Consider the following 20212-nt stretch of genomic DNA (forward strand, 5'->3'; position numbering starts at 1 on the left):
CTTATGAACACCTTCGACAAACACGACTTAAGCGGCTTCGTTGGCAAACACCTTGTTTACACCTACGACAACGGCTGGAACTACGAAATTTACGTCAAAAACGAGACGACCCTGGATTACCGTATTCACAGCGGTCTGGTGGCAAACCGTTGGGTGAAAGATCAGCAGGCTTACATCGTGCGGGTAGGGGAGAGCATCTATAAAATTTCCTGGACCGAGCCAACCGGTACCGACGTCAGCCTGATTGTGAACCTCGGCGACAAACTGTTCCACGGCACCATCTTCTTCCCGCGCTGGGTCATGAACAACCCGGAAAAAACCGTCTGCTTCCAGAACGATCATATTCCGCTGATGAACAGCTACCGAGATGCGGGCCCGGCGTATCCAACGGAAGTGATTGATGAATTTGCCACAATCACCTTTGTACGCGACTGCGGTGCCAATAATGAAAGCGTGATCGCCTGTGCGGCCAGTGAATTACCGAAAAACTTTCCAGATAACCTGTAATAAGCGCGACAATTAACTAAATAGAAAAGTTCCCGGCTATTTCATATTATTTTGAAATGGCCGGGATTTTTTTTGTTTGTTGAGGATTGGTTTAAATGTTTCCATTTCAAAATGTTGCGGAAGATCACATCAAAAATATTTAATATAAAATTAACTTGTTGTTTTTCAATTGGCTGCTAGTTGTCTTATAACGTTGTAAACGTTGTCTTAATTTTTCCCTAAGGAAAGAGAGCTACTTTGATATGAGTTTATGGTTCGTTGAAATAAGCGGGCTGGCATTTGGTTAATATCAAAAACATGCCATTTTGATTGCAAGGAAATTAATAATGAGTGATTTTCTGCCTTTTTCGCGGCCGTCGATGGGCGCTGAGGAAATTGCGGCGCTTCAGGACGTTTTGATGTCGGGCTGGATCACCACTGGGCCTAAAAATCAGCAACTTGAAGAGGCATTCTGTCAACTTACCGGGAATCAGCATGCGATTGCCGTCTGTTCCGCCACCGCGGGCATGCACGTTACGCTGATGGCGCTGGATATTGGCCCGGGCGATGAAGTTATTACCCCTTCCCAGACCTGGGTCTCCACGCTGAATATGATCGTATTGCTGGGCGGCACGCCGGTCATGATTGATGTGGACAAAGATACATTAATGGTGACGCCAGAAGCCGTGGAAGCCGCTATTACCCCGCGCACTAAAGCCATTATTCCCGTTCACTATGCCGGCGCGCCGTGTGATATCGACGCAATTCATGCCATCGGTGAACGTCACGGTATTCCGGTGATTGAAGATGCGGCTCATGCCGCCGGAACGTATTACAAAAACCGTCACGTGGGCTGGAAAGGAACGGCAATTTTCTCCTTCCACGCCATTAAAAACATGACCTGCGCGGAAGGCGGCCTGGTGGTCACGGATAATGCCCAGCTGGCACAGCGGATCCGCAGTCTGAAATTCCATGGCCTCGGCGTAGACGCCTATGACCGCCAGACGCACGGTCGCGCGCCGCAGGCGGAAGTGATCGCGCCGGGCTATAAATACAACCTGGCGGACATCAACGCCGCGCTGGCGCTGGTGCAGCTAGGCAAACTGAAAGAGGCCAACAGGCGCCGTGAGGAAATAGCACAACGCTACCTGCGGGAGCTTGCCGATACGCCGTTCCAGCCGCTCACTATTCCGTCATGGCCGCATGTTCACGCCTGGCACCTGTTTATTATTCGCGTGGATGAAGCGCGCTGCGGGATCTCACGCGACAACCTGATGGCGGCGCTGAAAGAGAAAGGTATCGGTACCGGCCTCCATTTCCGCGCGGCCCACACGCAAAAATACTACCGCGAGCGTTTTCCTGATGTATCGCTCCCGAATTCTGAATGGAATAGCGCACGTATTTGTTCTCTCCCTCTTTTCCCGGACATGACTCATGACGACACAACCCGCGTCATTACCGCACTCCATCAGCTTGCAGGACATTGATATGTTCAGTGCACCGCCTGTACAAAAAGTATCCGTGGTCATCCCGGTTTATAACGAGCAGGAGAGCCTGCCCGAACTGATCCGCCGTACAACGGCCGCCTGCGACACGATGGGCAAGGCCTACGAAATTCTGCTGGTGGATGACGGCAGTAGCGATAATTCCGCGCTGATGATGACCGAAGCCGCGCAGGCTGAAGGCAGCCACATCGTTGCCGTGCTGCTCAACCGTAACTACGGCCAGCACTCGGCGATTATGGCGGGGTTTAGCCACGTCACGGGCGATCTGATTATCACCCTGGACGCGGACCTGCAAAACCCGCCGGAAGAGATCCCGCGCCTGGTGGCCAAAGCCGACGAAGGCTATGACGTGGTCGGCACGGTACGTCAGAACCGCCAGGACAGCCTGTTCCGCAAGCTGGCCTCGCGCACCATCAACCGTCTGATCCAGCGCACGACCGGTAAAGCGATGGGCGATTACGGCTGCATGCTGCGCGCCTACCGCCGCCATATCGTCGACGCCATGCTGCATTGCCACGAGCGCAGCACCTTCATTCCGATTCTGGCGAATACCTTTGCCCGTAAGGCAACGGAAATCCCGGTCCTGCACGCCGAGCGCGAGCACGGGGAGTCGAAGTACAGCTTTATGCGCCTCATCAACCTGATGTACGACCTCATCACCTGCCTGACCACCACGCCGCTGCGTCTGCTGAGCGTGTTCGGCAGCATCATCGCCGTGGCCGGTTTCGCGCTGTCCGTTCTGCTGGTGGTGCTGCGACTGGTCTTTGGCCCGCAGTGGGCGGCGGAAGGGGTCTTCATGCTCTTTGCCGTGCTGTTTATGTTCATCGGCGCCCAGTTTGTCGGGATGGGGCTCCTCGGTGAATACATTGGCCGAATCTATAACGACGTTCGCGCGCGTCCGCGCTACTTTATTCAACGTGTTGTCCGTCAGGAACACAAAGCATCTCAAGAGGAAATTCACCCATGAAAGCTGTTGTATTTGCCTATCACGATATGGGGTGCACGGGCACGCAGGCCCTGCTGGAAGCGGGCTATGACATTGCGGCAATCTTTACCCATCCGGACACGGCTGGAGAGAATAACTTTTTCGGCTCCGTGGCGCGTATCGCCGCCGAGCGTGGTATTCCGGTTTATGCGCCAGACGACGTCAACCACCCGCTGTGGGTGGAGCGCATCCGCGCCCTCGCGCCTGACGTCATCTTCTCGTTTTACTATCGCAACCTGCTCTCCGACGAGATCTTAGGCCTGGCTGCAAAAGGCGCCTTTAATCTTCATGGTTCTCTGCTGCCTGCCTACCGTGGCCGCGCCCCGCTGAACTGGGTGCTGGTGAACGGTGAAACGGAAACGGGCGTGACGCTGCACCGCATGGTACGCCGTGCGGATGCGGGCGCTATCGTGGCGCAGCAGAAGGTCGCTATTGATGCGGACGATACCGCGCTGCAGCTGCATCAAAAGCTGAACGCGACGGCACAGACGCTGCTGCGCGATGCGCTGCCGGGCATCCTTAACGGCACCTTCAGCGAGACCGCGCAGGACGAGAGCAAGGCAAGCTGCTTTGGCCGCCGCGCGCCGGAAGATGGTCGTCTGGACTGGAACAAACCGGCCCGCCAGCTGCACAACCTGGTGCGCGCCGTGACCGACCCGTGGCCGGGCGCCTACAGCTTTGCGGGCGTCAGCAAGTTCATCGTCTGGAAATCCCGCGTGCGTGACGACATTCCGGCGGCAAAACCGGGCACCGTCGTCTCCGTCTCCCCGCTGATTGTGAGCTGCGGCGAGCAGGCGCTGGAGATCGTTACCGGCCAAACCGACAACGGCCTGTACGTTCAGGGCACCCAGCTGGCGCAGTCGCTGGGGCTGGTGGCCGGGGCGCTGATCACCAGCGCGCCGGTGGTGGCCATCAAACGCCGTACCCGCGTGCTGATCCTCGGCGTGAACGGTTTTATCGGTAACCACCTGACCGAACGTCTGCTCAAAGACGATAACTACGAAATCTACGGCCTGGATATTGGCGCGGATGCGATCAGCCGTTTCCTCGACAACCCGCGCTTCCACTTCGTGGAAGGGGATATCAGCATCCACTCCGAGTGGATTGAATACCACATTAAAAAATGCGACGTGGTGCTGCCGCTGGTCGCTATTGCCACGCCAATCGAGTACACCCGTAACCCGCTGCGCGTGTTCGAGCTGGACTTCGAAGAGAACCTGAAGATCATCCGCGACTGCGTGAAATACGACAAGCGCATCATCTTCCCGTCCACCTCTGAAGTGTACGGCATGTGTACCGATAAGAACTTCGATGAAGACACCTCCAACCTGGTGGTCGGGCCGATCAACAAGCAGCGCTGGATTTACTCCGTCTCCAAACAGCTGCTGGACCGCGTGATTTGGGCCTACGGTGAGAAAGAGGGCCTGCGCTTTACCCTGTTCCGTCCGTTCAACTGGATGGGTCCGCGTCTGGATAACCTGAACGCAGCGCGTATCGGCAGCTCCCGTGCGATCACCCAGCTGATCCTGAACCTGGTGGAAGGCTCGCCAATCAAGCTTATCGAAGGCGGGAAACAGAAACGCTGCTTTACGGATATCAGCGACGGTATCGAAGCGCTGTTCCGCATCATCGAAAACAAAGATAATCGCTGCAACGGTGAAATCATTAACATCGGCAACCCGGACAACGAAGCGAGCATTCGCGAACTGGCCGAGATGCTGCTGGCCAGCTTTGAGCGCCACCCGCTGCGCGATAAATTCCCGCCGTTTGCCGGCTTCCGCGAAGTGGAAAGCAGCAGCTACTACGGTAAAGGGTATCAGGACGTTGAGCACCGTAAGCCAAGCATTCGCAATGCGAAGCGCTGCCTGAACTGGACGCCGACGGTGAAGATGGAACAGACCATTGATGAAACGCTTGATTTCTTCCTGCGCACCGTGGAGCTGTCGGAACAGGTCTCATGAAAAAAGTCGGTTTACGCATTGATGTCGACACCTTCAGGGGAACGCGTGACGGCGTACCCAAACTGCTGGAACTGCTGAGCAAGCACGGCGTGCGCTCCAGCATTTTCTTCAGCGTGGGGCCTGACAACATGGGACGCCATTTATGGCGTCTGGTTAAACCGGCATTTCTGTTCAAAATGCTGCGCTCGCGCGCAGCATCCCTCTACGGCTGGGATATTTTGCTGGCCGGCACCGCCTGGCCCGGCAGACGCATCGGCGCGGGTAATGAAGCGGTTATCCGTGAGGCGGCACAGCATCATGAGGTGGGTCTGCACGCCTGGGATCACCATGCCTGGCAAGCCTGGGCGGGCGTCTGGGATATCCCGCGCCTGTCCCGTGAGGTCGAGCGTGGGATGCTGGAGCTGGAGGCCATTATCGGTCAGCCCGTGTGCTGCTCCGCCGTGGCGGGATGGCGTGCGGATCAGCGCGTCGTGAAGGCCAAAGAAGCCTTTGCGTTTCGCTACAACAGCGATTGCCGCGGAACCGGGCCCTTTTTGCCGCTGTTGGGCGAAAATCGCTACGGTACGGTGCAAATTCCGGTCACGCTTCCCACCTGGGATGAAGTGGTCGGGCGCGAGGTCAAAGCTGATGAGTTCAATCGCTACATCCTGGACCGCATTCATCGTGACGCCGGTACGCCGGTGTATACCATCCATGCCGAAGTGGAAGGGATTGCGTATCAGCATGATTTCGACGAACTGCTGACGATGGCCGCTCAGGAAGGCATTGCGTTTTGCCCGTTAAGCGAGCTGCTGCCAGACGACCTCAGCACCCTGCCCGTGGGCAAAGTGGTCCGCAATGAACTGGCTGGCCGGGAAGGCTGGCTTGGCTATCAACAAACCGTGAGTCCGGTCCAATGAAAACAGCCCGTTATGGCTTAGCGCTTCTCGCACTGTTTATCGTTTACTACCTCATCCCGGTTGATATTCGCCTGCTTTGGCAGCCTGATGAAACGCGCTATGCGGAAATCAGCCGCGAAATGCTGGCCTCCGGAGACTGGGTTGTCCCGCATTTTTTGGGGCTGCGTTACTTTGAAAAGCCGATTGCTGGCTACTGGATCAACAGCATCGGGCAGATGCTGTTCGGGCACACGAACCTCGCCGTGCGCGCCGGGTCTATCTTCTCCACCGGTTTAGCGGCGCTGCTGGTCATCTGGATGGCCTGGCGTCTCTGGCGGGATAAGCGGACAGCCATTTTCTCCGGCCTGATCTTCCTGACCCTGTTCCTGGTGTATGGCATCGGCACGTATGCGGTGCTGGATCCCATCATCACCCTGTGGCTGGTGGCGGCGATGTGCAGCTTCTGGCTGGCGTCACAGGCCCAAACCGTTGCCGGAAAAGCGGGCGGCTATGTGCTGCTTGGGCTGGCCTGCGGGATGGGGGTGATGACCAAAGGCTTCCTGGCGCTGGCGGTACCGGTGATTGGCGTGCTGCCGTGGGCGATCGTCCAGAAGCGCTGGAAAGAGGTGCTGATTTTTGGCTGGCTCGCGATCCTGAGCTGCGTGCTGATTGTTCTGCCATGGGGGCTGGCGATTGCGCAGCGTGAGCCTGACTTCTGGCGTTACTTCTTCTGGGTTGAGCATATTCAGCGTTTTGCCCAGAGCGACGCGCAGCACAAAGCCCCGTTCTGGTACTACGTGCCGTTCCTGATCGCGGGTAGCCTGCCGTGGCTGGCGCTGCTGCCCGGCGCGTTTCGTCTCGGCTGGCATGACAGACAAAACGCGGGCGGTGGGTTCTATCTGCTGGGTTGGGTGGTGATGCCGCTGCTGTTCTTCAGCATCGCCAAAGGCAAGCTGCCGACCTATATCCTGCCGTGCTTTGCCCCGCTGGCGATCCTGATGGCGCGCTATGCCTGCCTCGCGGCGGAGAAGGGCGCCAGAGCGTTACGCATTAACGGCGGGATCAACCTGGCGTTTGGCGTTATTGGCATGGTGGCGGCGCTGGTGGTCTCTCCGTGGGGGCTGGCTAAGCATCCTGTCTGGTCCTCGGTTGAACTGTATAAAGTGTTCTGCGCGGTGGTCGCGTTCCTCATCTGGGCCGCGGTCGGCTGGTTTACGTTCAGGCAGAGTCAGCAGCGCTGGTGGCTTGCGGCGCTCTGCCCTGCGGGCCTGGCGCTGCTGATCGGTTTTGCCATTCCTAACCTGGTGGTGGATTCCAAACAGCCGCAGTCGCTGGTCGACACCGTGCGCGAGCCGCTTCAGGACAGCCGATTTGTCTTGGCCAATAACGTGGGCCTGGCCGCTGGCCTGGCGTGGGAGCTGAAGCGCAATGACATCACGCTGTTTGGCCAGAGCGGCGAGCTGCGCTACGGGCTGGATTATCCTGATGTGAAAGATCGTTTTGTCGGTAAAGATGACTTCGCGCAGTGGCTGGCAGAGCACCGTCAGGAGGGACGCGTATCGCTGGTTATCCTGCTGTCAAAACGCGATGACCTTTCGCGGGCGAATCTGCCAGAACCGGACAGCCTGTATATCCAGGGCCGTCTGGCCTACCTGCAGTATCTGCCGAAGTGATGACCTGGATCTGGCTGATACTGGCAAGCCTGCTCAGCTGTGCAGGACAGCTGTGCCAGAAACAGGCTACCCGTCCGGCGAAAGCCGGGCGGCGTGGCGTGCATATCGCGCTATGGCTTGGCCTGGCTCTGCTGGCGCTGGGCAGCGGGATGCTGGTCTGGCTGGTGGTGCTGCAGCGCCTGCCTGTCGGCATTGCCTACCCTATGCTGAGCCTCAATTTTGTCTGGGTGACGCTGGCGGCGAAGGTATTCTGGCGTGAAAACGTCGCCTCGCATCACTGGCTGGGGGTGGGGTTGATCATCATTGGGATTGTTATCCTGGGAGGGAGCCTGTGAAAGGGGCGTTCTGGGCCTTATGCAGCGTGCTGTTAGTCAGCGCCGCGCAGCTGTTGCTGCGCGATGCCATGCAGGCTCTGCCTCCGGTCAGCGAGCTTCTGACGTTTATTTCCGCGCTGTGGCGCGTCTCGTCCGGCACGGGCGCGCTGCTGCTGGGGTTGATGGGGTATGTGGCTTCTATGGGCTGCTGGTACCTGGCGCTGCATCGCATGGCGCTCAGCAAAGCGTATGCCTTGCTGAGTCTTAGCTATATCCTGGTGTGGGGCGCCGCGATCCTGCTGCCGGGCTGGGGAGAAAGCTTCTCCTGGCACGGGCTGGTCGGCGTCGTGTTTATTATGTTGGGTGTACTGGTGATTTTCCTGCCCCGACGTGGATAATCGACTCGGTGGTCAGGGTGTAAGGGGTCGACGTACAAACGGCCAGGCTGAGTGAGCCGATCTGCACCTGGCTGACCGAGTGCGACGGTGCCGTGCTGTCGATGCTGACAATCTGCCAGGCGCTACCGCCACGCTGTTTGATGATTGCCTCTTTTCGCGTCCAGATACGCCAGAAGGCGGCAAGCCGTTCCTCTGGCGCTTCGCGCTCAAGCTCATCATGCTCCGTCATGCTGAAGACGGCATTCGCTAACGCCTGCCAGTTCTTCCTGGGGCGAATCACTTCGATATCACAGCCGACTTCGCCTTCATCGCTCATCAGCAAGGCGATATCGTCACCGCTGTGACTCAGGTTGAACCACAGCGGATGGCCCTCCGCAAAGGCCGGTTTCCCCTGCTCGCCGTAAATAATGTCGGGGAGCGGATGAGGGGATAACGCTCTGGCGAGCAGCATCCTGCCAGCCAGCCATGAGGCATTGCGAGCACCCTGAGGTGCGCTGTCTGCGAACGTTGACGCCAGCGGGTCCGCGCAAAGGGTGGATATTTTTCCCAGTACAAACTGGTACATAGTTACGCCCAGCGTTTAATGATAATCGAGGTGTTGATGCCGCCAAACGCGAAGTTATTGCTCTGCAGATACTCGCAATCGATCTGGCGGGCTTCTCCCATAATATAATCTAAAGCACCACATTGCTCATCCGGTTGCCTTAAATTGAGTGTCGGGGCAAACCAGCCTTCACGCATCATCTGTAAACTCATCCACGCTTCCAGCGCGCCGCAGGCTCCGAGCGTGTGGCCAAAATAGCTCTTCAGCGATGAAATCGGCACGTTGTCACCATAGATAGCGGCAGTGGCCTGGCTTTCAGCAATATCACCGCGATCGGTGGCAGTACCGTGTGCGGAGATATACCCCATATCCAGGGCGCTTAATCCCGCCATGGCCAGCGACTGCTCCATACAAATCTGCATGGTTTCACGCTGAGGCTGGGTGATATGGGCCGCATCACAGTTAGTGGCAAAGCCCACGATTTCGCCGTAGATAGTGGCTCCGCGCGCTTTGGCATGCTCCAGCTCTTCGAGTATCAGGGTGCCCGCGCCTTCCCCAATCACCAGACCATCGCGCTGCGTATCAAACGGCGAAGGGGTGGTTTTGGGTTCATCGTTACGCTGGCTGGTGGCAAACAGCGTGTCAAACACCGCCGCTTCAGACGGGCACAGCTCCTCAGCGCCCCCCGCAACCATAACGGTCTGATAGCCGTGGCGAATCGCCTCCCAGGCGTAGCCAATTGCCTGGCTGCCGGACGTACAGGCGCTTGAGGTCGGGATGACGCGGCCACGTAATCCAAAGAACAGTCCGGTATTCACCGCGGTGGTGTGCGGCATCATCTGCACGTAGGTTGTGCCGGTGATGTTATTGGTGTGCTTTTCGGTGAGCATAGTGGCGAATTCGCTGACGGGCCCGGTACTGCCTGTGGATGAGCCATACGCGATACCCGTTTGCCCATTGGTGAGCACCGCCTCGCCAATCAGCCCCGCCTGCTCCAGCGCCAGCTCGGTGGCGCGGGTCGACATCAACGACACGCGGCCCATGGCGCGGATCCGTTTGCGGGTATAATGTTCCGGCAGCGTGAAGTCATCAATCGGCGCGCCCAGCAGGGTGTGCAGGCCATCATAGACCTGCCACTCCGGCATTTTACGCACCGCGTTTTCATACGCCAGCAGCCTGCTGGACACGGATTGCCAGTTTTCGCCAAAGGCGGTCACGCCGCCCATGCCCGTAATCACCACGCGACGCGTCATAGCATTCCTCCGTTAATGGAAATGACCTGGCGGGTGACGTAACCCGCAATATCTGACATCAGATAGCTTGCCAGCCCGGCGACCTCCTCAGCCTGGCCCATGCGTTTCATTGGAATGATGGACATCGCTTCTTTCAGCGCGGCCTCTTCCATTTCAATCATTCCGGTATCAATCAGCCCCGGCGCAATGCAGTTCACGGTGATTTTGCGTTTTGCCAGCTCAATCGCCAGCGCTTTGGTGGCACCGATAATGCCCGCTTTTGCCGCGCTGTAGTTCACCTGCCCGCGGTTACCCATCACGCCGGAAACGGACGATAGGGTGATAATGCGTCCCCCTTTACGGGTGCCAATCATCGGCATAATGCAGGGGTGAATGACGTTATAAAAACTGTCGAGATTGGTGTGGATCACGCTGTCCCAGTCGTCTTCACTCAATGCCGGAAAGGCGCCATCGCGGGTGATACCCGCGTTGCTGACCACGCCATACCATGCGCCATGGGCTTCAATGTCCTGTTCCAGCACCTCGCGGCACTGTTCGCGGTTGCCCACATCAAACGAGAGTAAACGGCCGTTGCCGCCCGCCTGCGTGATGGCGTCCAGCGTCTCCTGCGCGCCTGCGGCATCACGATGGTAATGCACGCCTACGGTAAACCCGTCGGCGGCAAGCTGGCGGGCGATGGCGCGCCCTATGCCTTTGCTGGCCCCGGTGACCAGTACGGAACGACTCATGCGTTAGATCCCTGATTAAAAAGCGAGGTTAATTCTTCTGCGCTTGGCTGGAAGGTGTTGACCCGGCCCGTGGCCAGCGTCTCTTCATTAGCGGAAATTGCGCATTCAAAACTGCCGAAGCGTTCGTCCTGCATCAGCAGCTTAACGGTGATGTCCAGCGTCAAGCCTGCGGCGAAACGCCCGCTGGCGCAGATCAGTTCACGCGCGCCGAGCACCATGCCCAGCGCAATATGCTCCTGCCCCTGCTGCTGGCGATGCCAGCCGGACCAGACGCCGACGGTCTGCGCCATCAGCTCGAGCGCGTACCAGCCCGGCAGGTCGCCATCGGCATTCAGAAATGGTGCCAGCACGCTTTGTCTGTCTATCGCGACGCGGCATACCGCCATGTCGTCCGTCACATTCTCAACGGACTCCAGCAACATCATGGGCGCATCGTGCGGCAAGTAGGCTTCGGGTGATAAGTAGCTCATGACGCTCTCCCCAGCAGAATGCTGGCGTTGTTGCCGCCAAACGCGAACGAGTTAGACAGAATGACCGGCTTTGTCAGCGCGGTGCGCTGGTGCAGCAGACCGCACGGCGCCAGCGTGTCGTCCGGTGCGTAGCGGGCGAAGTCCTGCGGCGGTAAGGGCAGATCGCGCGTCAGAATCAGCCAGCTCAGGGCCGCTTCGGTGATACCGGCAGCGCCCAGCGTATGGCCGGTAAGGTGTTTAGTAGAGCTACAGGGCACGCTTTCCCCAAAGAGATCGTGTACCACCTGCGATTCAATCTGATCGTTAAGCGGCGTGGCCGTGCCGTGCAGGTTGATGTAGCCGATATCTCCGGGCTGCATACCCGCTTCGTTGAGCGCCTGCGTGATGGCCCTGATCGCCCCTTCGCCCTGCGGATGCGGAGCGGAGATATGGTACGCATCGCTGGATTCCCCCGTACCGAGCAGCGCCACGTCCGCGGGCTCACGGCTAAGCACCATCAGCGCAGCGGCTTCACCGATGGTGATCCCCCGACGGTCGCGACCAAAAGGCTCGCAGAGCGTAGGGGAGAAGGATTCAAGGCTGTTAAACCCGTTGACGGGCATCCGGCTCAGGGTATCTGCTCCGCCAACAATCGCGATGTCCACCAGCCCGGCTTCAATCAGACGTTTGCCGCCGATCATCGCTCGCGCGCTGGAAGAGCAGGCTGTCGAGATCGTATAGGCCGGGCCTTCGAGCTGAAGCCAGTTGGCGAGGAAGCGGGACGGATCGCCGAGCTCCTGCTGCGGGTACTGCCAGTGCGTGCTCGCTTCGCCATGGGTCATGCGCTGCACGTGCTCATCGCCTTCATCCAGCCCAGAGGTGCTGGTCCCCAGCACCACGGCCACCCGATCGCGGCCGACGCGGGCGATAGCCTCGTCGACGGTCGACTGAATCTGCGCCAGCGCGGCCAGCAGAAGCTGGTTATTGCGGGTGCGGTGTGCGGACAGCGTTTCCGGGATGGGCGGCAGTTCGCCTTCCACACCGCCCAGCACGGCGTCGGGTGAACCCTGTAACCAGCCGGTTCGGGCATGCATACCCGGCGCTACGCCCGTCACCAGGTTGGCAGCGATTTCATCATGCGAGTTGCCCAGCGCGTTGACCATGCCAACAGCGGAAATATAAATCATCTCAGTCACCCAGATATTGAATGGTGATGTGGTATTTAAAAACGTGTTGCTCGATGCTGATCGGCTCGCGCTTGCCTTTACGCTGCAGGTAGACAATCTCCGTCACCAGCTTGCCGCTGGCGTTACGCAGTTCGCGCCGATCGCCCGTGTCAGTCAGCGTCCAGCCCTTCGGCAACTGCGGCTGCCAGGCGCTAATCGGCCAGTGGCTGAGCATCACGTCGGCCAGCACCTGGCTGGCGGGCGGCAACTGCGGCACAACGATCGACTGCTCGGTATGAATACCGGTCTCATCGTACGTCGCCAGGAACAGACGAATGCCCACGGAAGAGAGCCCGGCCAGCGTCACTTTATGCGCATCCGCGTTGAGCATCACCAGCAGGGACTGCGTTTGCCCGTTAAAGCTGCCGGTCAGCAGCTGCTGGGAGCTTACCGCCGGGCTAATGCCGGGCGGCGGGAGCGTAACGCGGGTTCCCGGCTGGAGCCAGGCCTGGGGACGCGTCTCTTGGGTATCGGTCGAATGGCTGCAGCCTGCCAGCAGCAGCGCCGCGGTTAGCGCGACGGCGCGGTAAAAAGCGTTCATTTACGTTTTCTCTCTTTCTTATCCGGCATCGCCAGCGGCGCCAGCAGGAAGGCGGTAAAAATACCGCTCACCAGCACGATACCAAAGCTGCTAATGGCCTGCGTGGCGCTGAAGACGAGCATGCCCAGCGTCAGCAGCGTGGTCATCATCGCCAGCGTAATCGCCAGCATCGAGGTCAGCGGCGTGCCGCGCGGGTTGCTGAAAAACAGCGTGTAGTTAATGCCAATGCCGAGCACCAGCACCAGCGCCAGCAGTGAAAACAGGTTTACCGGGTGGCCCGTTGCGGCCAGTACCGCCAGCCCGCAGCTCAGCGACAGCACGGACGGCACCAGGCTTATCAGCCCCTTACGCCAGCCGAGGCGCACCATCGCCCCGCAGGCAATCACCGCCAGCGCGGCAAACAGAAGCCCCGTCAGCAGCGCGCGGTAGAGGGCAAACAGGGTGTCAAAACTGGCTTTGCGATCGACCCAGACGACACCGTCATGGCGCGCGGCCAGCTCGCCGAGGGCCGCGCTGTTTTTTGCGCCGTCCACCGGTACGAGCACGCCGCTTTGACCGTCAGGCAGGGTCAGCCAGAGCAGACGCCAGCCTTCGCTGGCCGGGCTTTTAAGCCACGCGTCCACGCTGACCGGCATGGCGTCCAGATTCGGGGAGACGGCGTTGAGCCCTGCGCTTTTCAGCACGTTCGTTACCGCAGGCGCGGCGTTTTGCAGCAGCGTAAGATCGCTTTTCTGGCGGGCCAGCGAGTTCAGCGGCAGGGTGCGCCAGCGGGTAATTTCTCCCGCTTTCTGCGCCTCTGCCAGCGCCGGGGTAAAGGCTTCCAGCCGCTCCAGCGTTTGCTGAGGCGAAGCGCCATGAACCACAAACCATTTCTGATCCACGCTCTGTCCGGTCAGGGCGGTAATGGCCTTCTCCTGCGCCAGAATATCTTTCGGCAGCGCCTGCAGCTGGGCGATGTCGTCGTCCACCTTCAGCGTGCTTATTCCCACGGCGGAGAGCAGCGCCAGCGCGACGGGAAGACCAATTGACAGTTTTTTACTGCGTCGCCAGGCGGCCAGCCAGCGCAGCATCAGGACCATAAAGGGAACCGGGCGCACCGGCAAACCCCGGCACAACCACGGATGCCAGAAAATCACCGTCAGGCAGGAGGCGCTCAGCCCCACGGCAGCGAACACCGCCATCTGGCGGATCCCGGGGAAGGGGGCCAGCATCATAATCAGGTAGGCGGCGACGGTCGTCAGCAGCGCCAGCAGCAGCGCATTGCGAACTTTGGCCAGGCTTTGCCAGGGAGAATGCTCCGCGCCGTGTACCATCCGTTCGGTCAGGTAGTAAAGCGTGTAATCTGCCGAAATTCCGATGATGCTCATGCTCATCACCAGCGTCATCAGGTGCAGCTCGCCAAAGAGCAGCAGCGTCACCACCGTCCCCGCCAGCGCGCCGATGGCAATGGAGAGCACGCTCAACAGAAGCGGGCGCAGAGAGCGGAACACCGCCACGATGAGCAGGAACACGCCAAGCAGGGTGGCGATACCCAGCGTCGAAACATCACGTTTGGCCTGCTGGCTGGCGTAATCGCTGTAGAACACGGTCCCGCGGGAAAGCAGCTGTGCCTGAGGGTAGCGGGCTTTCAGCGTCTCCTGCAGCGCGTTAAGCGTCGTCACAAGCCGGTGGGTCTGCTGCATATCAAATGATGAGCCCGCCAGCTCGCCGTGGAGCAGATACCAGTAGTTTCCCGCCTCATCTTTTGCGACCAGCCAGCCGTCCATCAGCCGCAGCTTCTGGCCGTTTTGCGCCAGAGCGAGCTGCGAGCCGCGCATCAGCATCAGGGGATCGTTTTGCAGCTCTTTGCCGCTGACGCCGGAAAAGGCCGAATAGAGCTGAGATAAAATCCACTGCGCCTGCGCTTCTCCGCCGTTTTGCAGGCGGGCGCGGGTGGCGGGATCAATCAGGCCATTTCGGTGCTGCCAGAAGAACTCTCCCCAGGCCTTTTGCCCGGCGGCGTCCATCGGGCCTTTGACCTCGCTGAGCGAATCAGTGCTTTGCAGCAGCGCCAGCCACTGCTGTGCCACGCGCGGATCCGGCTCTTTGCCGGGGCTGACCAGCCAGACCAGCTGGCGGTCGAGACGCTGCATAAACCCGTCGTTGAGCGCCGGCGGGATCGCCCCCAGCGTCTGCTTCGGCAGCATGGCCAGCACGCTGCTGTTCAGTCGCGCGCCGGGCAGCAGCGACAGCAACACGCCCAGCAGAATCAGGCATAGCGTGGCCCACAGCAGCGCCGGGCGCAGGGATTTACGGTGCGGCAAAGCGTTGGCGTTCGTCATCGGTCAGGCTGGCGGGCGTCAGTTGGTGGCGAGAAAGGGCGATATCGGTACGGTCGCCCTGTTTGTCGTTGAGGCGAATCGTTTCCAGATAGGTCGCGCCGCCCAGATCGAGGGTGGCGAAAATCTTGTCCAGCGGCGTCGTTTTTGGCGTAAGCACCAGCGACCAGCGGCCCGCTCCCAGGTCTTTAAAATCGATGCGGAAGTTCTCTTCCAGCACCTTGCGGTCCGCCTGGAACAGGGCGCGCAGAAGATGGTTGAACTGGAACATCTGCGGATTATTGTCGGCAGTGATGGTTTGCGGCGGCTGGCCGTTAATCGCCTGAACCATCCGCTTGTCGTCCAGCAGGAGCGTCATCGGAAACGGCGCTTTTTGATCCCACAGCAGGCCGCTGTCGCGGGCGATCAGCATTTCGCCCTGCGAGCGCAGCGGCTGCGGCATATCTTTTATCGTGCGAACCTGTTCGAAGTGCGCGCGCACCACGGGCTGCTCGGTGAAGCGATGCTGCAGCTCATCCAGCGTCACGGCGCTGACCAGCGGGCTGACGATCAGCGCCAGTAAAGGCAACCATTTCATGGTGTTACTCCCATACGTTCAAACAGTATTGCCGGGCTCACAAAGCACATTTCGCGGGTCGCTTCTTCCACCGCCACCTGAATGGTGTAACCGGTGGTCGTGCGTTTGCCGGTCTGCGCATCGAAAATTTGATAGGCAATGCGCAGGCGGTTTTCATACTCTTCAATGTGCGCGCGGACGCGAATACGCTGCTCAAAGGTCACCGCATCGCGGTATTTCACCCGGGTGTCGACGACGGGCCAGACGTAGCCGGAGGCCTTCATCTGGCGATAGCCATAATCAAACTGATTGAGCAGCGCCTCGCGGGCGATCTCAAAGTAGCGGAAATAGTTACCGTGCCAGACCACGCCCATCATATCGACGTCGTGGAACGGAACGGTGATTTCGACTTCAGTCGTAAAGCGGGGATCGGTCAGCACCCTTTACTCCTTCTCACTGGACTCTGGCAGATGCCAGAAATCGAAAAAATTAAACCAGTCGAGCGGCGACATGAGGGCGTAATGTTCCAGCCGCTGCGCATAGCGATCGACGGTATCTTGCAGTGCCTGCTGGCGTTCACCGCGCGGCAGGCGCAGCGGGTCGGCAAACGGCTCGCAGTGCAGGACGAGCTTACCCTGCTGGCGCAGGGCGAAAATCAGAACCACCGGGCAGCGGAGGATGGAGGCCAGGATAAACGGCCCCTGTGGGAACGGTGCAGGCTGGCCCATGAATCGGCTCCAGATCACGCGCCATTCGCCGCCGCGCTGCGGATTCACCGCGATGCGATCCCCCACAATCGCGACCCATTCACCGCGCTCAAGCTTCTCTTTGATGGCAATGGCGGTGTCCGGGCCGATGTCGGTGACCGACATCAAATTCACGCCAGCTTCGGGCGCCATTTCGCTCATGATTTGCTTAAAGCGCTGGGCGTTCTCGCTGAAAACCAGGGCGTTGATGATTTTACTGCCTTCCAGCTGAGCCAGGGCCCGGCAGGCCTCTACGTCGCCAAGGTGCGAGGCCAGCAGCAGTTTGCCCTGCGGAGCCGCGATGTTTAACGCTTCGCTCGCGCCGGGGGCAAAGACAATATCGCGATGAAGCTTCAGTTCGCCGCGCCAGCTGGCGACTTTATCCAGCATCGCGTTGCCGAAGCGCATGAAATGGAAAAAGCTGTTAAGCCGTGAGGGAACAGGCATGCTCCGCTGACGCAGTTCTTGCTTCACTCTCGCCATCCACTGCCGCGAGGCCTGCCGTGCCGGACGCGCGATAAGCCAGTACACGCCGATAACCGGCCACAACAGCACGGTAAAGGCCCGCCGACCCAGCCGTTCCCAGACGCGCAGCATCAGGCGCATCCCCCACAGACCCTTGACCTCGTCCTGCTGCGCCCAGTGCTGGCGGCGTCGACGGAAAAGCAGGCCGGGCATGCGGGGCAGCATGCCGAAGAAGAGCCGGGTATGCATCAGGGAGATCCGCACGTTATCTTTTAGCGCGTCGAAGTGGGACAAACCGTCCTGCGGATAGGTCACGCGCGTGGGCAGAAAGACGCTGGTGTTGCCCTGCCAGTAGAGACGAACCATCACTTCGGTGTCAAAGTCCATCCGCTTGCCGAGCGGTTCGCGCGCGGCCAGCCGCAGCGTGGGTGAAACCGGATAGACCCGAAAGCCGCACATGCTGTCTTTAAGCTGCAGCGATAAGGTTTCAATCCACACCCAGACGTGGGTTACCCAGCGCCCGTAAAGTCGGGAGCGCGGAATAGAGTCATCGTAAATGGGCTGGCCGGAAATCAGCGCGTCCGGGTGGCGCTCCGCCAGCGCCAGCAGTTTGGGGATATCTTCGATGGCGTGTTGGCCGTCCGCATCCACCTGCACGGCGTGGGTGTAGCCCGTCCGCGCGCACTCCTCCAGCCCTCTGATGACCGCGGCACCTTTTCCGGCGTTTTGCGCCAGACGAACCAGCGTCATCTGCGGCTGCTCCGCCGCCAGGCGCTCAAGCTCCTGACGGGTGACTGCGTCGCTGCCGTCATCCACCACCAGGCACGGCAGGCCGAACGGCGCGAGACGTGACAGCACGCGGGCAATCATCGCGCCGTGGTTGTAGCACGGGATCAGCACGCAGGGACGAAAGATTACTGACATAGACGAATTTTCCCGCTGCTGGCGGTGTGGCGCTCAGCCCCGGCATGGCGTTGATAGCTGAAGGTCAGCATCTGACGTTCGGCATGCCACTCAAGCATCAGCGTCACCGTGGTTTCCGGCAGCAGTGGTGCCTGAAACTTCACGTTTTGAATGCTGTGAAAGCGATAGCCCGGTGCCAGTAACGTCGTGGCGTAGTGCATCACCCAGTCAAGCTGCGCAACGCCGGGCAGCAGCGGTTGTACGGCGAAATGGCCCTGAAACCAGAACAGCGTTGCGTCGAGATGCAAAACGATCTCCAGCTTCTCCGGCTGTGTCTGGTGGCGCTCAATTTCATGAATTTTCATGAAATAACTCCTCTAACTGCGCATAGACACGCTTGTTCATACTGTTTACCGGCATTTCATCAACGATGCGCCAGTAGCGCGGCACCGCGACAGGTTCAAGCCACGGCAGCAGGGCGCGACGCCAGGCGAACTCCTGCGCTTTTTTATCCTGCACATACCCGCGCTGACGGGCCGTTTCATCCAGAACCAGCAGGGCGCCAATCCCCTGACGACCCCCGCGCGTGACCGGCAGTGCGGCCGCTTCGCAAATACCGTCGAGCTCTAGCAGGCGGCGTTCGATCTCGTTAAGCGAGATGCGTTTTTCTTCAATTTTGACCACCCGCCCGCGGCGACCGGCGATGCTGAAAAGCCCCTCGCTGTCGAAGTGCAGGATATCGTCGAGCTGGAGCCCCTTCTGGCTCATGGATCAGTGGCGACGTAACGCGACAGGCGTCATCTTCCTGATGGAAGATCACGCCGGGGAACGGTAGCCAGGGCACGTTATCCTCCTGACGATGGCGCCAGGCGAGGATCCCGGTTTCGGTACTGCCATAAATTTCATCCGGCCAAAGGTTAAGCCAGCCGGAGGTGGTCGAGACGTCACGCCAGGGCAGCATTCCACCTGCTGAAATCAGCATCCTGACGGGCGGCGCGGCAAGCTCGGTATCCAGGCGCTTCAGGAACGCCGGGCTGCTGATGAACAGGTATTGCCTGTCAGGAGGCAGGGCGGCCAGTTGTTCTGCGTAATAGAGCATCGCGGCATGCAGCGGCAGGCCCAGCGCCATCGGCAAGACGATACGGAATGTCAGGCCATACAGATGTTGCGGTACGACCGAGGCCACAATGCTGCATCCGGCCAAACGCTCACCAAAGCGGTGAGCCAGCAGGCGGGCTTCGCGATCCAGACTTACGATGTGCTTAACCACCCGGCGCGGCGTGCCCGTGGAGCCTGAGGTGAACAGTTCAACGAAGCGGTTTTCGTCAATGGCCGGCAGAGGCACCCAGTGGCTGGCTGTCTGGTGGCTGGAGGCCACCACAATCTGTTTCCCATGAAAACCAAGCGTTCGATCGCTCAGAACGCCGCTAAACAAAGATTGCTGTTCTTCAAGCTGCGAGACGCGGCTATGGCCGGGAATGACCGGTGTTTTACCGGCGTGCAGCGAGGCCAGCAGCGCAACAATAAACAGGTAGCTGTTTTCAAAGCACAGCGCCCAGCGCTCGCCTTCCTGCTGACGCAGGGTCTCGACCAGTAAGGTTACATCGTGGCGCAACTGGCCCAGCGTCCAGGTACGATCGTCAAGCCAGGCAACAGGCGTGTCGTCAGGGCGCGGCGCATTTAACCACTGGCCCAGCGGAAGGGGGTTAGTCATTGTGCATCTCTTTTTTTATCACCCGCTGGCGCACCAGCCACTCTGCTGCCATCAGCATCCCCATCAGGATGTAAGCCACCATACCGTTCCATAGCGTCCACAGATGCATGTCGCCGTGGAGGACGGTAAACAGCGCCATCGTGCCGTTGCCGACGAAAAAACCGCACCAGACGAGGGTCACCTTACGGGTATAGCGCACGCCCTCCGGGGGCAAGTTTGGCTCGCGCAAGCGCGCCAGTCGTTCGACAAGCGGCATCGCTGTCCACAGCGAACCGCCAAACACGGCCAGCATGACAAGGTTGACGACCACCGGATAGAGCAGCAGCCACTGGTGGGCTTTCAGCAGGTAGCTTGCCGTGCAGAGGGCGATCCCCGCCAGCGCCACGCACTGCACCACATACCGCATCGGGCTTGTGTTCCGCTGCGCCTGACGCAGCCGCAGCAGTAACACCAGAGCCATCACGGGTAATAGCCACTGCAGGCTGTTATGCGCCAGCCCAAATCCAATCAGGAAGGGCCACGCCAGCAGCATCAACCCCGTCAGAAGTGGGATGATCGGGAATGTCCGT

20 protein-coding genes and 1 pseudogene are annotated in these 20212 nt (G+C 59.6%); 8 read left to right on the forward strand and 13 right to left on the reverse strand.

Features of this window, described 5'->3' with window-relative positions; all coding sequences use genetic code 11:
• Positions 1-3 precede the first annotated feature (3 nt).
• From ACHH0Z_RS18315 to arnF, 8 genes are all read left to right on the forward strand, one after another.
• Entirely contained in the window at positions 4-507 is a 504-nt protein-coding gene (locus ACHH0Z_RS18315) for a phenolic acid decarboxylase (RefSeq protein WP_008503103.1), read from the forward strand.
• 326 nt (positions 508-833) lie between these two features.
• Positions 834-1973 carry a UDP-4-amino-4-deoxy-L-arabinose aminotransferase gene (gene arnB / locus ACHH0Z_RS18320; protein ID WP_045408627.1) on the forward strand — a complete coding sequence of 380 codons (1140 nt, stop codon included), beginning with the start codon at positions 834-836 and terminating at the stop codon, positions 1971-1973.
• A 1-nt stretch (position 1974) separates the two neighbouring features.
• Positions 1975-2958 (forward strand): undecaprenyl-phosphate 4-deoxy-4-formamido-L-arabinose transferase, encoded by a 984-nt coding sequence (gene arnC, locus ACHH0Z_RS18325; RefSeq protein WP_008503101.1) that lies wholly within the window; start codon positions 1975-1977, stop codon positions 2956-2958.
• Positions 2955-4937, forward strand: coding sequence for a bifunctional UDP-4-amino-4-deoxy-L-arabinose formyltransferase/UDP-glucuronic acid oxidase ArnA (gene arnA, locus ACHH0Z_RS18330; RefSeq protein ID WP_008503100.1), 1983 nt, complete (start codon positions 2955-2957; stop codon positions 4935-4937). The genes arnC and arnA overlap by 4 nt, the downstream gene beginning before the upstream one ends.
• Positions 4934-5836 (forward strand): 4-deoxy-4-formamido-L-arabinose-phosphoundecaprenol deformylase, encoded by a 903-nt coding sequence (gene arnD, locus ACHH0Z_RS18335; RefSeq protein WP_008503099.1) that lies wholly within the window; start codon positions 4934-4936, stop codon positions 5834-5836. Before arnA ends, arnD begins: the two co-directional genes overlap by 4 nt.
• Complete coding sequence (gene arnT, locus ACHH0Z_RS18340) at positions 5833-7488, forward strand: lipid IV(A) 4-amino-4-deoxy-L-arabinosyltransferase (RefSeq protein ID WP_045408624.1); 1656 nt, start codon at positions 5833-5835, stop codon at positions 7486-7488. The genes arnD and arnT overlap by 4 nt, the downstream gene beginning before the upstream one ends.
• Entirely contained in the window at positions 7488-7823 is a 336-nt protein-coding gene (gene arnE, locus ACHH0Z_RS18345; protein ID WP_023326251.1) for a 4-amino-4-deoxy-L-arabinose-phosphoundecaprenol flippase subunit ArnE, read from the forward strand. Before arnT ends, arnE begins: the two co-directional genes overlap by 1 nt.
• Positions 7820-8200: a 4-amino-4-deoxy-L-arabinose-phosphoundecaprenol flippase subunit ArnF gene (arnF, locus tag ACHH0Z_RS18350; RefSeq protein WP_045408622.1), complete on the forward strand. Its 381-nt coding sequence runs from the start codon at positions 7820-7822 to the stop codon at positions 8198-8200. The genes arnE and arnF overlap by 4 nt, the downstream gene beginning before the upstream one ends.
• Here the strand turns inward: arnF and acpT are convergent.
• The 13 genes and pseudogenes from acpT to ACHH0Z_RS18415 all read right to left on the reverse strand — a co-directional run bounded on the left by acpT (position 8157) and on the right by ACHH0Z_RS18415 (position 20175).
• Positions 8157-8765 (reverse strand): 4'-phosphopantetheinyl transferase AcpT, encoded by a 609-nt coding sequence (gene acpT / locus ACHH0Z_RS18355; protein WP_021242167.1) that lies wholly within the window; start codon positions 8763-8765, stop codon positions 8157-8159. The genes arnF and acpT overlap by 44 nt on opposite strands.
• A gap of 2 nt (positions 8766-8767) precedes the next feature.
• Entirely contained in the window at positions 8768-9997 is a 1230-nt protein-coding gene (locus ACHH0Z_RS18360) for a beta-ketoacyl-ACP synthase (protein WP_021242168.1), read from the reverse strand.
• A complete protein-coding gene (locus tag ACHH0Z_RS18365; protein WP_008503093.1) occupies positions 9994-10725 on the reverse strand; it encodes a 3-ketoacyl-ACP reductase FabG2 in 732 nt (243 codons plus the stop codon). The genes ACHH0Z_RS18360 and ACHH0Z_RS18365 overlap by 4 nt, the downstream gene beginning before the upstream one ends.
• Entirely contained in the window at positions 10722-11195 is a 474-nt protein-coding gene (locus tag ACHH0Z_RS18370; RefSeq protein WP_008503092.1) for a 3-hydroxy-fatty acyl-ACP dehydratase, read from the reverse strand. The genes ACHH0Z_RS18365 and ACHH0Z_RS18370 overlap by 4 nt, the downstream gene beginning before the upstream one ends.
• Complete coding sequence (locus ACHH0Z_RS18375) at positions 11192-12361, reverse strand: beta-ketoacyl-[acyl-carrier-protein] synthase family protein (protein WP_008503091.1); 1170 nt, start codon at positions 12359-12361, stop codon at positions 11192-11194. The genes ACHH0Z_RS18370 and ACHH0Z_RS18375 overlap by 4 nt, the downstream gene beginning before the upstream one ends.
• Position 12362: 1 nt before the next feature.
• Positions 12363-12941, reverse strand: coding sequence for a DUF3261 domain-containing protein (locus tag ACHH0Z_RS18380; RefSeq protein WP_008503090.1), 579 nt, complete (start codon positions 12939-12941; stop codon positions 12363-12365).
• Positions 12938-15262, reverse strand: coding sequence for an MMPL family transporter (locus ACHH0Z_RS18385; RefSeq protein ID WP_045408620.1), 2325 nt, complete (start codon positions 15260-15262; stop codon positions 12938-12940). The genes ACHH0Z_RS18380 and ACHH0Z_RS18385 overlap by 4 nt, the downstream gene beginning before the upstream one ends.
• On the reverse strand, positions 15231-15836 hold the full coding sequence (locus tag ACHH0Z_RS18390) for an outer membrane lipoprotein carrier protein LolA (protein WP_045408618.1): 606 nt from the start codon (positions 15834-15836) through the stop codon (positions 15231-15233). The genes ACHH0Z_RS18385 and ACHH0Z_RS18390 overlap by 32 nt, the downstream gene beginning before the upstream one ends.
• On the reverse strand, positions 15833-16255 hold the full coding sequence (locus ACHH0Z_RS18395; RefSeq protein ID WP_008503087.1) for a thioesterase family protein: 423 nt from the start codon (positions 16253-16255) through the stop codon (positions 15833-15835). The genes ACHH0Z_RS18390 and ACHH0Z_RS18395 overlap by 4 nt, the downstream gene beginning before the upstream one ends.
• Before the next feature lie 3 nt (positions 16256-16258).
• The gene (locus ACHH0Z_RS18400; RefSeq protein WP_045408615.1) at positions 16259-17950 is read right to left on the reverse strand and encodes a glycosyltransferase; all 1692 of its coding nucleotides are present in this window, start codon (positions 17948-17950) and stop codon (positions 16259-16261) included.
• Positions 17941-18294 (reverse strand): hydroxymyristoyl-ACP dehydratase, encoded by a 354-nt coding sequence (locus ACHH0Z_RS18405; protein ID WP_008503085.1) that lies wholly within the window; start codon positions 18292-18294, stop codon positions 17941-17943. The genes ACHH0Z_RS18400 and ACHH0Z_RS18405 overlap by 10 nt, the downstream gene beginning before the upstream one ends.
• Positions 18281-19643 (reverse strand): annotated as a pseudogene (locus ACHH0Z_RS18410) (AMP-dependent synthetase). The gene ACHH0Z_RS18405 and the pseudogene ACHH0Z_RS18410 overlap by 14 nt, the downstream one beginning before the upstream one ends.
• Complete coding sequence (locus ACHH0Z_RS18415; RefSeq protein ID WP_023294735.1) at positions 19636-20175, reverse strand: hypothetical protein; 540 nt, start codon at positions 20173-20175, stop codon at positions 19636-19638. The pseudogene ACHH0Z_RS18410 and the gene ACHH0Z_RS18415 overlap by 8 nt, the downstream one beginning before the upstream one ends.
• Positions 20176-20212 lie beyond the last annotated feature (37 nt).

This window comes from Enterobacter cloacae complex sp. 2024EL-00227, from assembly GCF_043945315.1.
Lineage (GTDB): Bacteria > Pseudomonadota > Gammaproteobacteria > Enterobacterales > Enterobacteriaceae > Enterobacter > Enterobacter roggenkampii.

What these genes read in the sequence shown, in the direction of transcription:
- ACHH0Z_RS18315 (WP_008503103.1), top strand. Translation starts at nt 4, where the DNA reads ATGAACACCTTCGACAAACACGACTTAAGCGGCTTCGTTGGCAAACAC.
- arnB (WP_045408627.1), top strand. Translation starts at nt 834, where the DNA reads ATGAGTGATTTTCTGCCTTTTTCGCGGCCGTCGATGGGCGCTGAGGAA.
- arnC (WP_008503101.1), top strand. Translation starts at nt 1,975, where the DNA reads ATGTTCAGTGCACCGCCTGTACAAAAAGTATCCGTGGTCATCCCGGTT.
- arnA (WP_008503100.1), top strand. Translation starts at nt 2,955, where the DNA reads ATGAAAGCTGTTGTATTTGCCTATCACGATATGGGGTGCACGGGCACG.
- arnD (WP_008503099.1), top strand. Translation starts at nt 4,934, where the DNA reads ATGAAAAAAGTCGGTTTACGCATTGATGTCGACACCTTCAGGGGAACG.
- arnT (WP_045408624.1), top strand. Translation starts at nt 5,833, where the DNA reads ATGAAAACAGCCCGTTATGGCTTAGCGCTTCTCGCACTGTTTATCGTT.
- arnE (WP_023326251.1), top strand. Translation starts at nt 7,488, where the DNA reads ATGACCTGGATCTGGCTGATACTGGCAAGCCTGCTCAGCTGTGCAGGA.
- acpT (WP_021242167.1), bottom strand. Translation starts at nt 8,765, where the DNA reads ATGTACCAGTTTGTACTGGGAAAAATATCCACCCTTTGCGCGGACCCG.
- ACHH0Z_RS18360 (WP_021242168.1), bottom strand. Translation starts at nt 9,997, where the DNA reads ATGACGCGTCGCGTGGTGATTACGGGCATGGGCGGCGTGACCGCCTTT.
- ACHH0Z_RS18365 (WP_008503093.1), bottom strand. Translation starts at nt 10,725, where the DNA reads ATGAGTCGTTCCGTACTGGTCACCGGGGCCAGCAAAGGCATAGGGCGC.
- ACHH0Z_RS18370 (WP_008503092.1), bottom strand. Translation starts at nt 11,195, where the DNA reads ATGAGCTACTTATCACCCGAAGCCTACTTGCCGCACGATGCGCCCATG.
- ACHH0Z_RS18375 (WP_008503091.1), bottom strand. Translation starts at nt 12,361, where the DNA reads ATGATTTATATTTCCGCTGTTGGCATGGTCAACGCGCTGGGCAACTCG.
- ACHH0Z_RS18380 (WP_008503090.1), bottom strand. Translation starts at nt 12,941, where the DNA reads ATGAACGCTTTTTACCGCGCCGTCGCGCTAACCGCGGCGCTGCTGCTG.
- ACHH0Z_RS18385 (WP_045408620.1), bottom strand. Translation starts at nt 15,262, where the DNA reads ATGACGAACGCCAACGCTTTGCCGCACCGTAAATCCCTGCGCCCGGCG.
- ACHH0Z_RS18390 (WP_045408618.1), bottom strand. Translation starts at nt 15,836, where the DNA reads ATGAAATGGTTGCCTTTACTGGCGCTGATCGTCAGCCCGCTGGTCAGC.
- ACHH0Z_RS18400 (WP_045408615.1), bottom strand. Translation starts at nt 17,950, where the DNA reads ATGTCAGTAATCTTTCGTCCCTGCGTGCTGATCCCGTGCTACAACCAC.
- ACHH0Z_RS18405 (WP_008503085.1), bottom strand. Translation starts at nt 18,294, where the DNA reads ATGAAAATTCATGAAATTGAGCGCCACCAGACACAGCCGGAGAAGCTG.
- ACHH0Z_RS18415 (WP_023294735.1), bottom strand. Translation starts at nt 20,175, where the DNA reads ATGCTGCTGGCGTGGCCCTTCCTGATTGGATTTGGGCTGGCGCATAAC.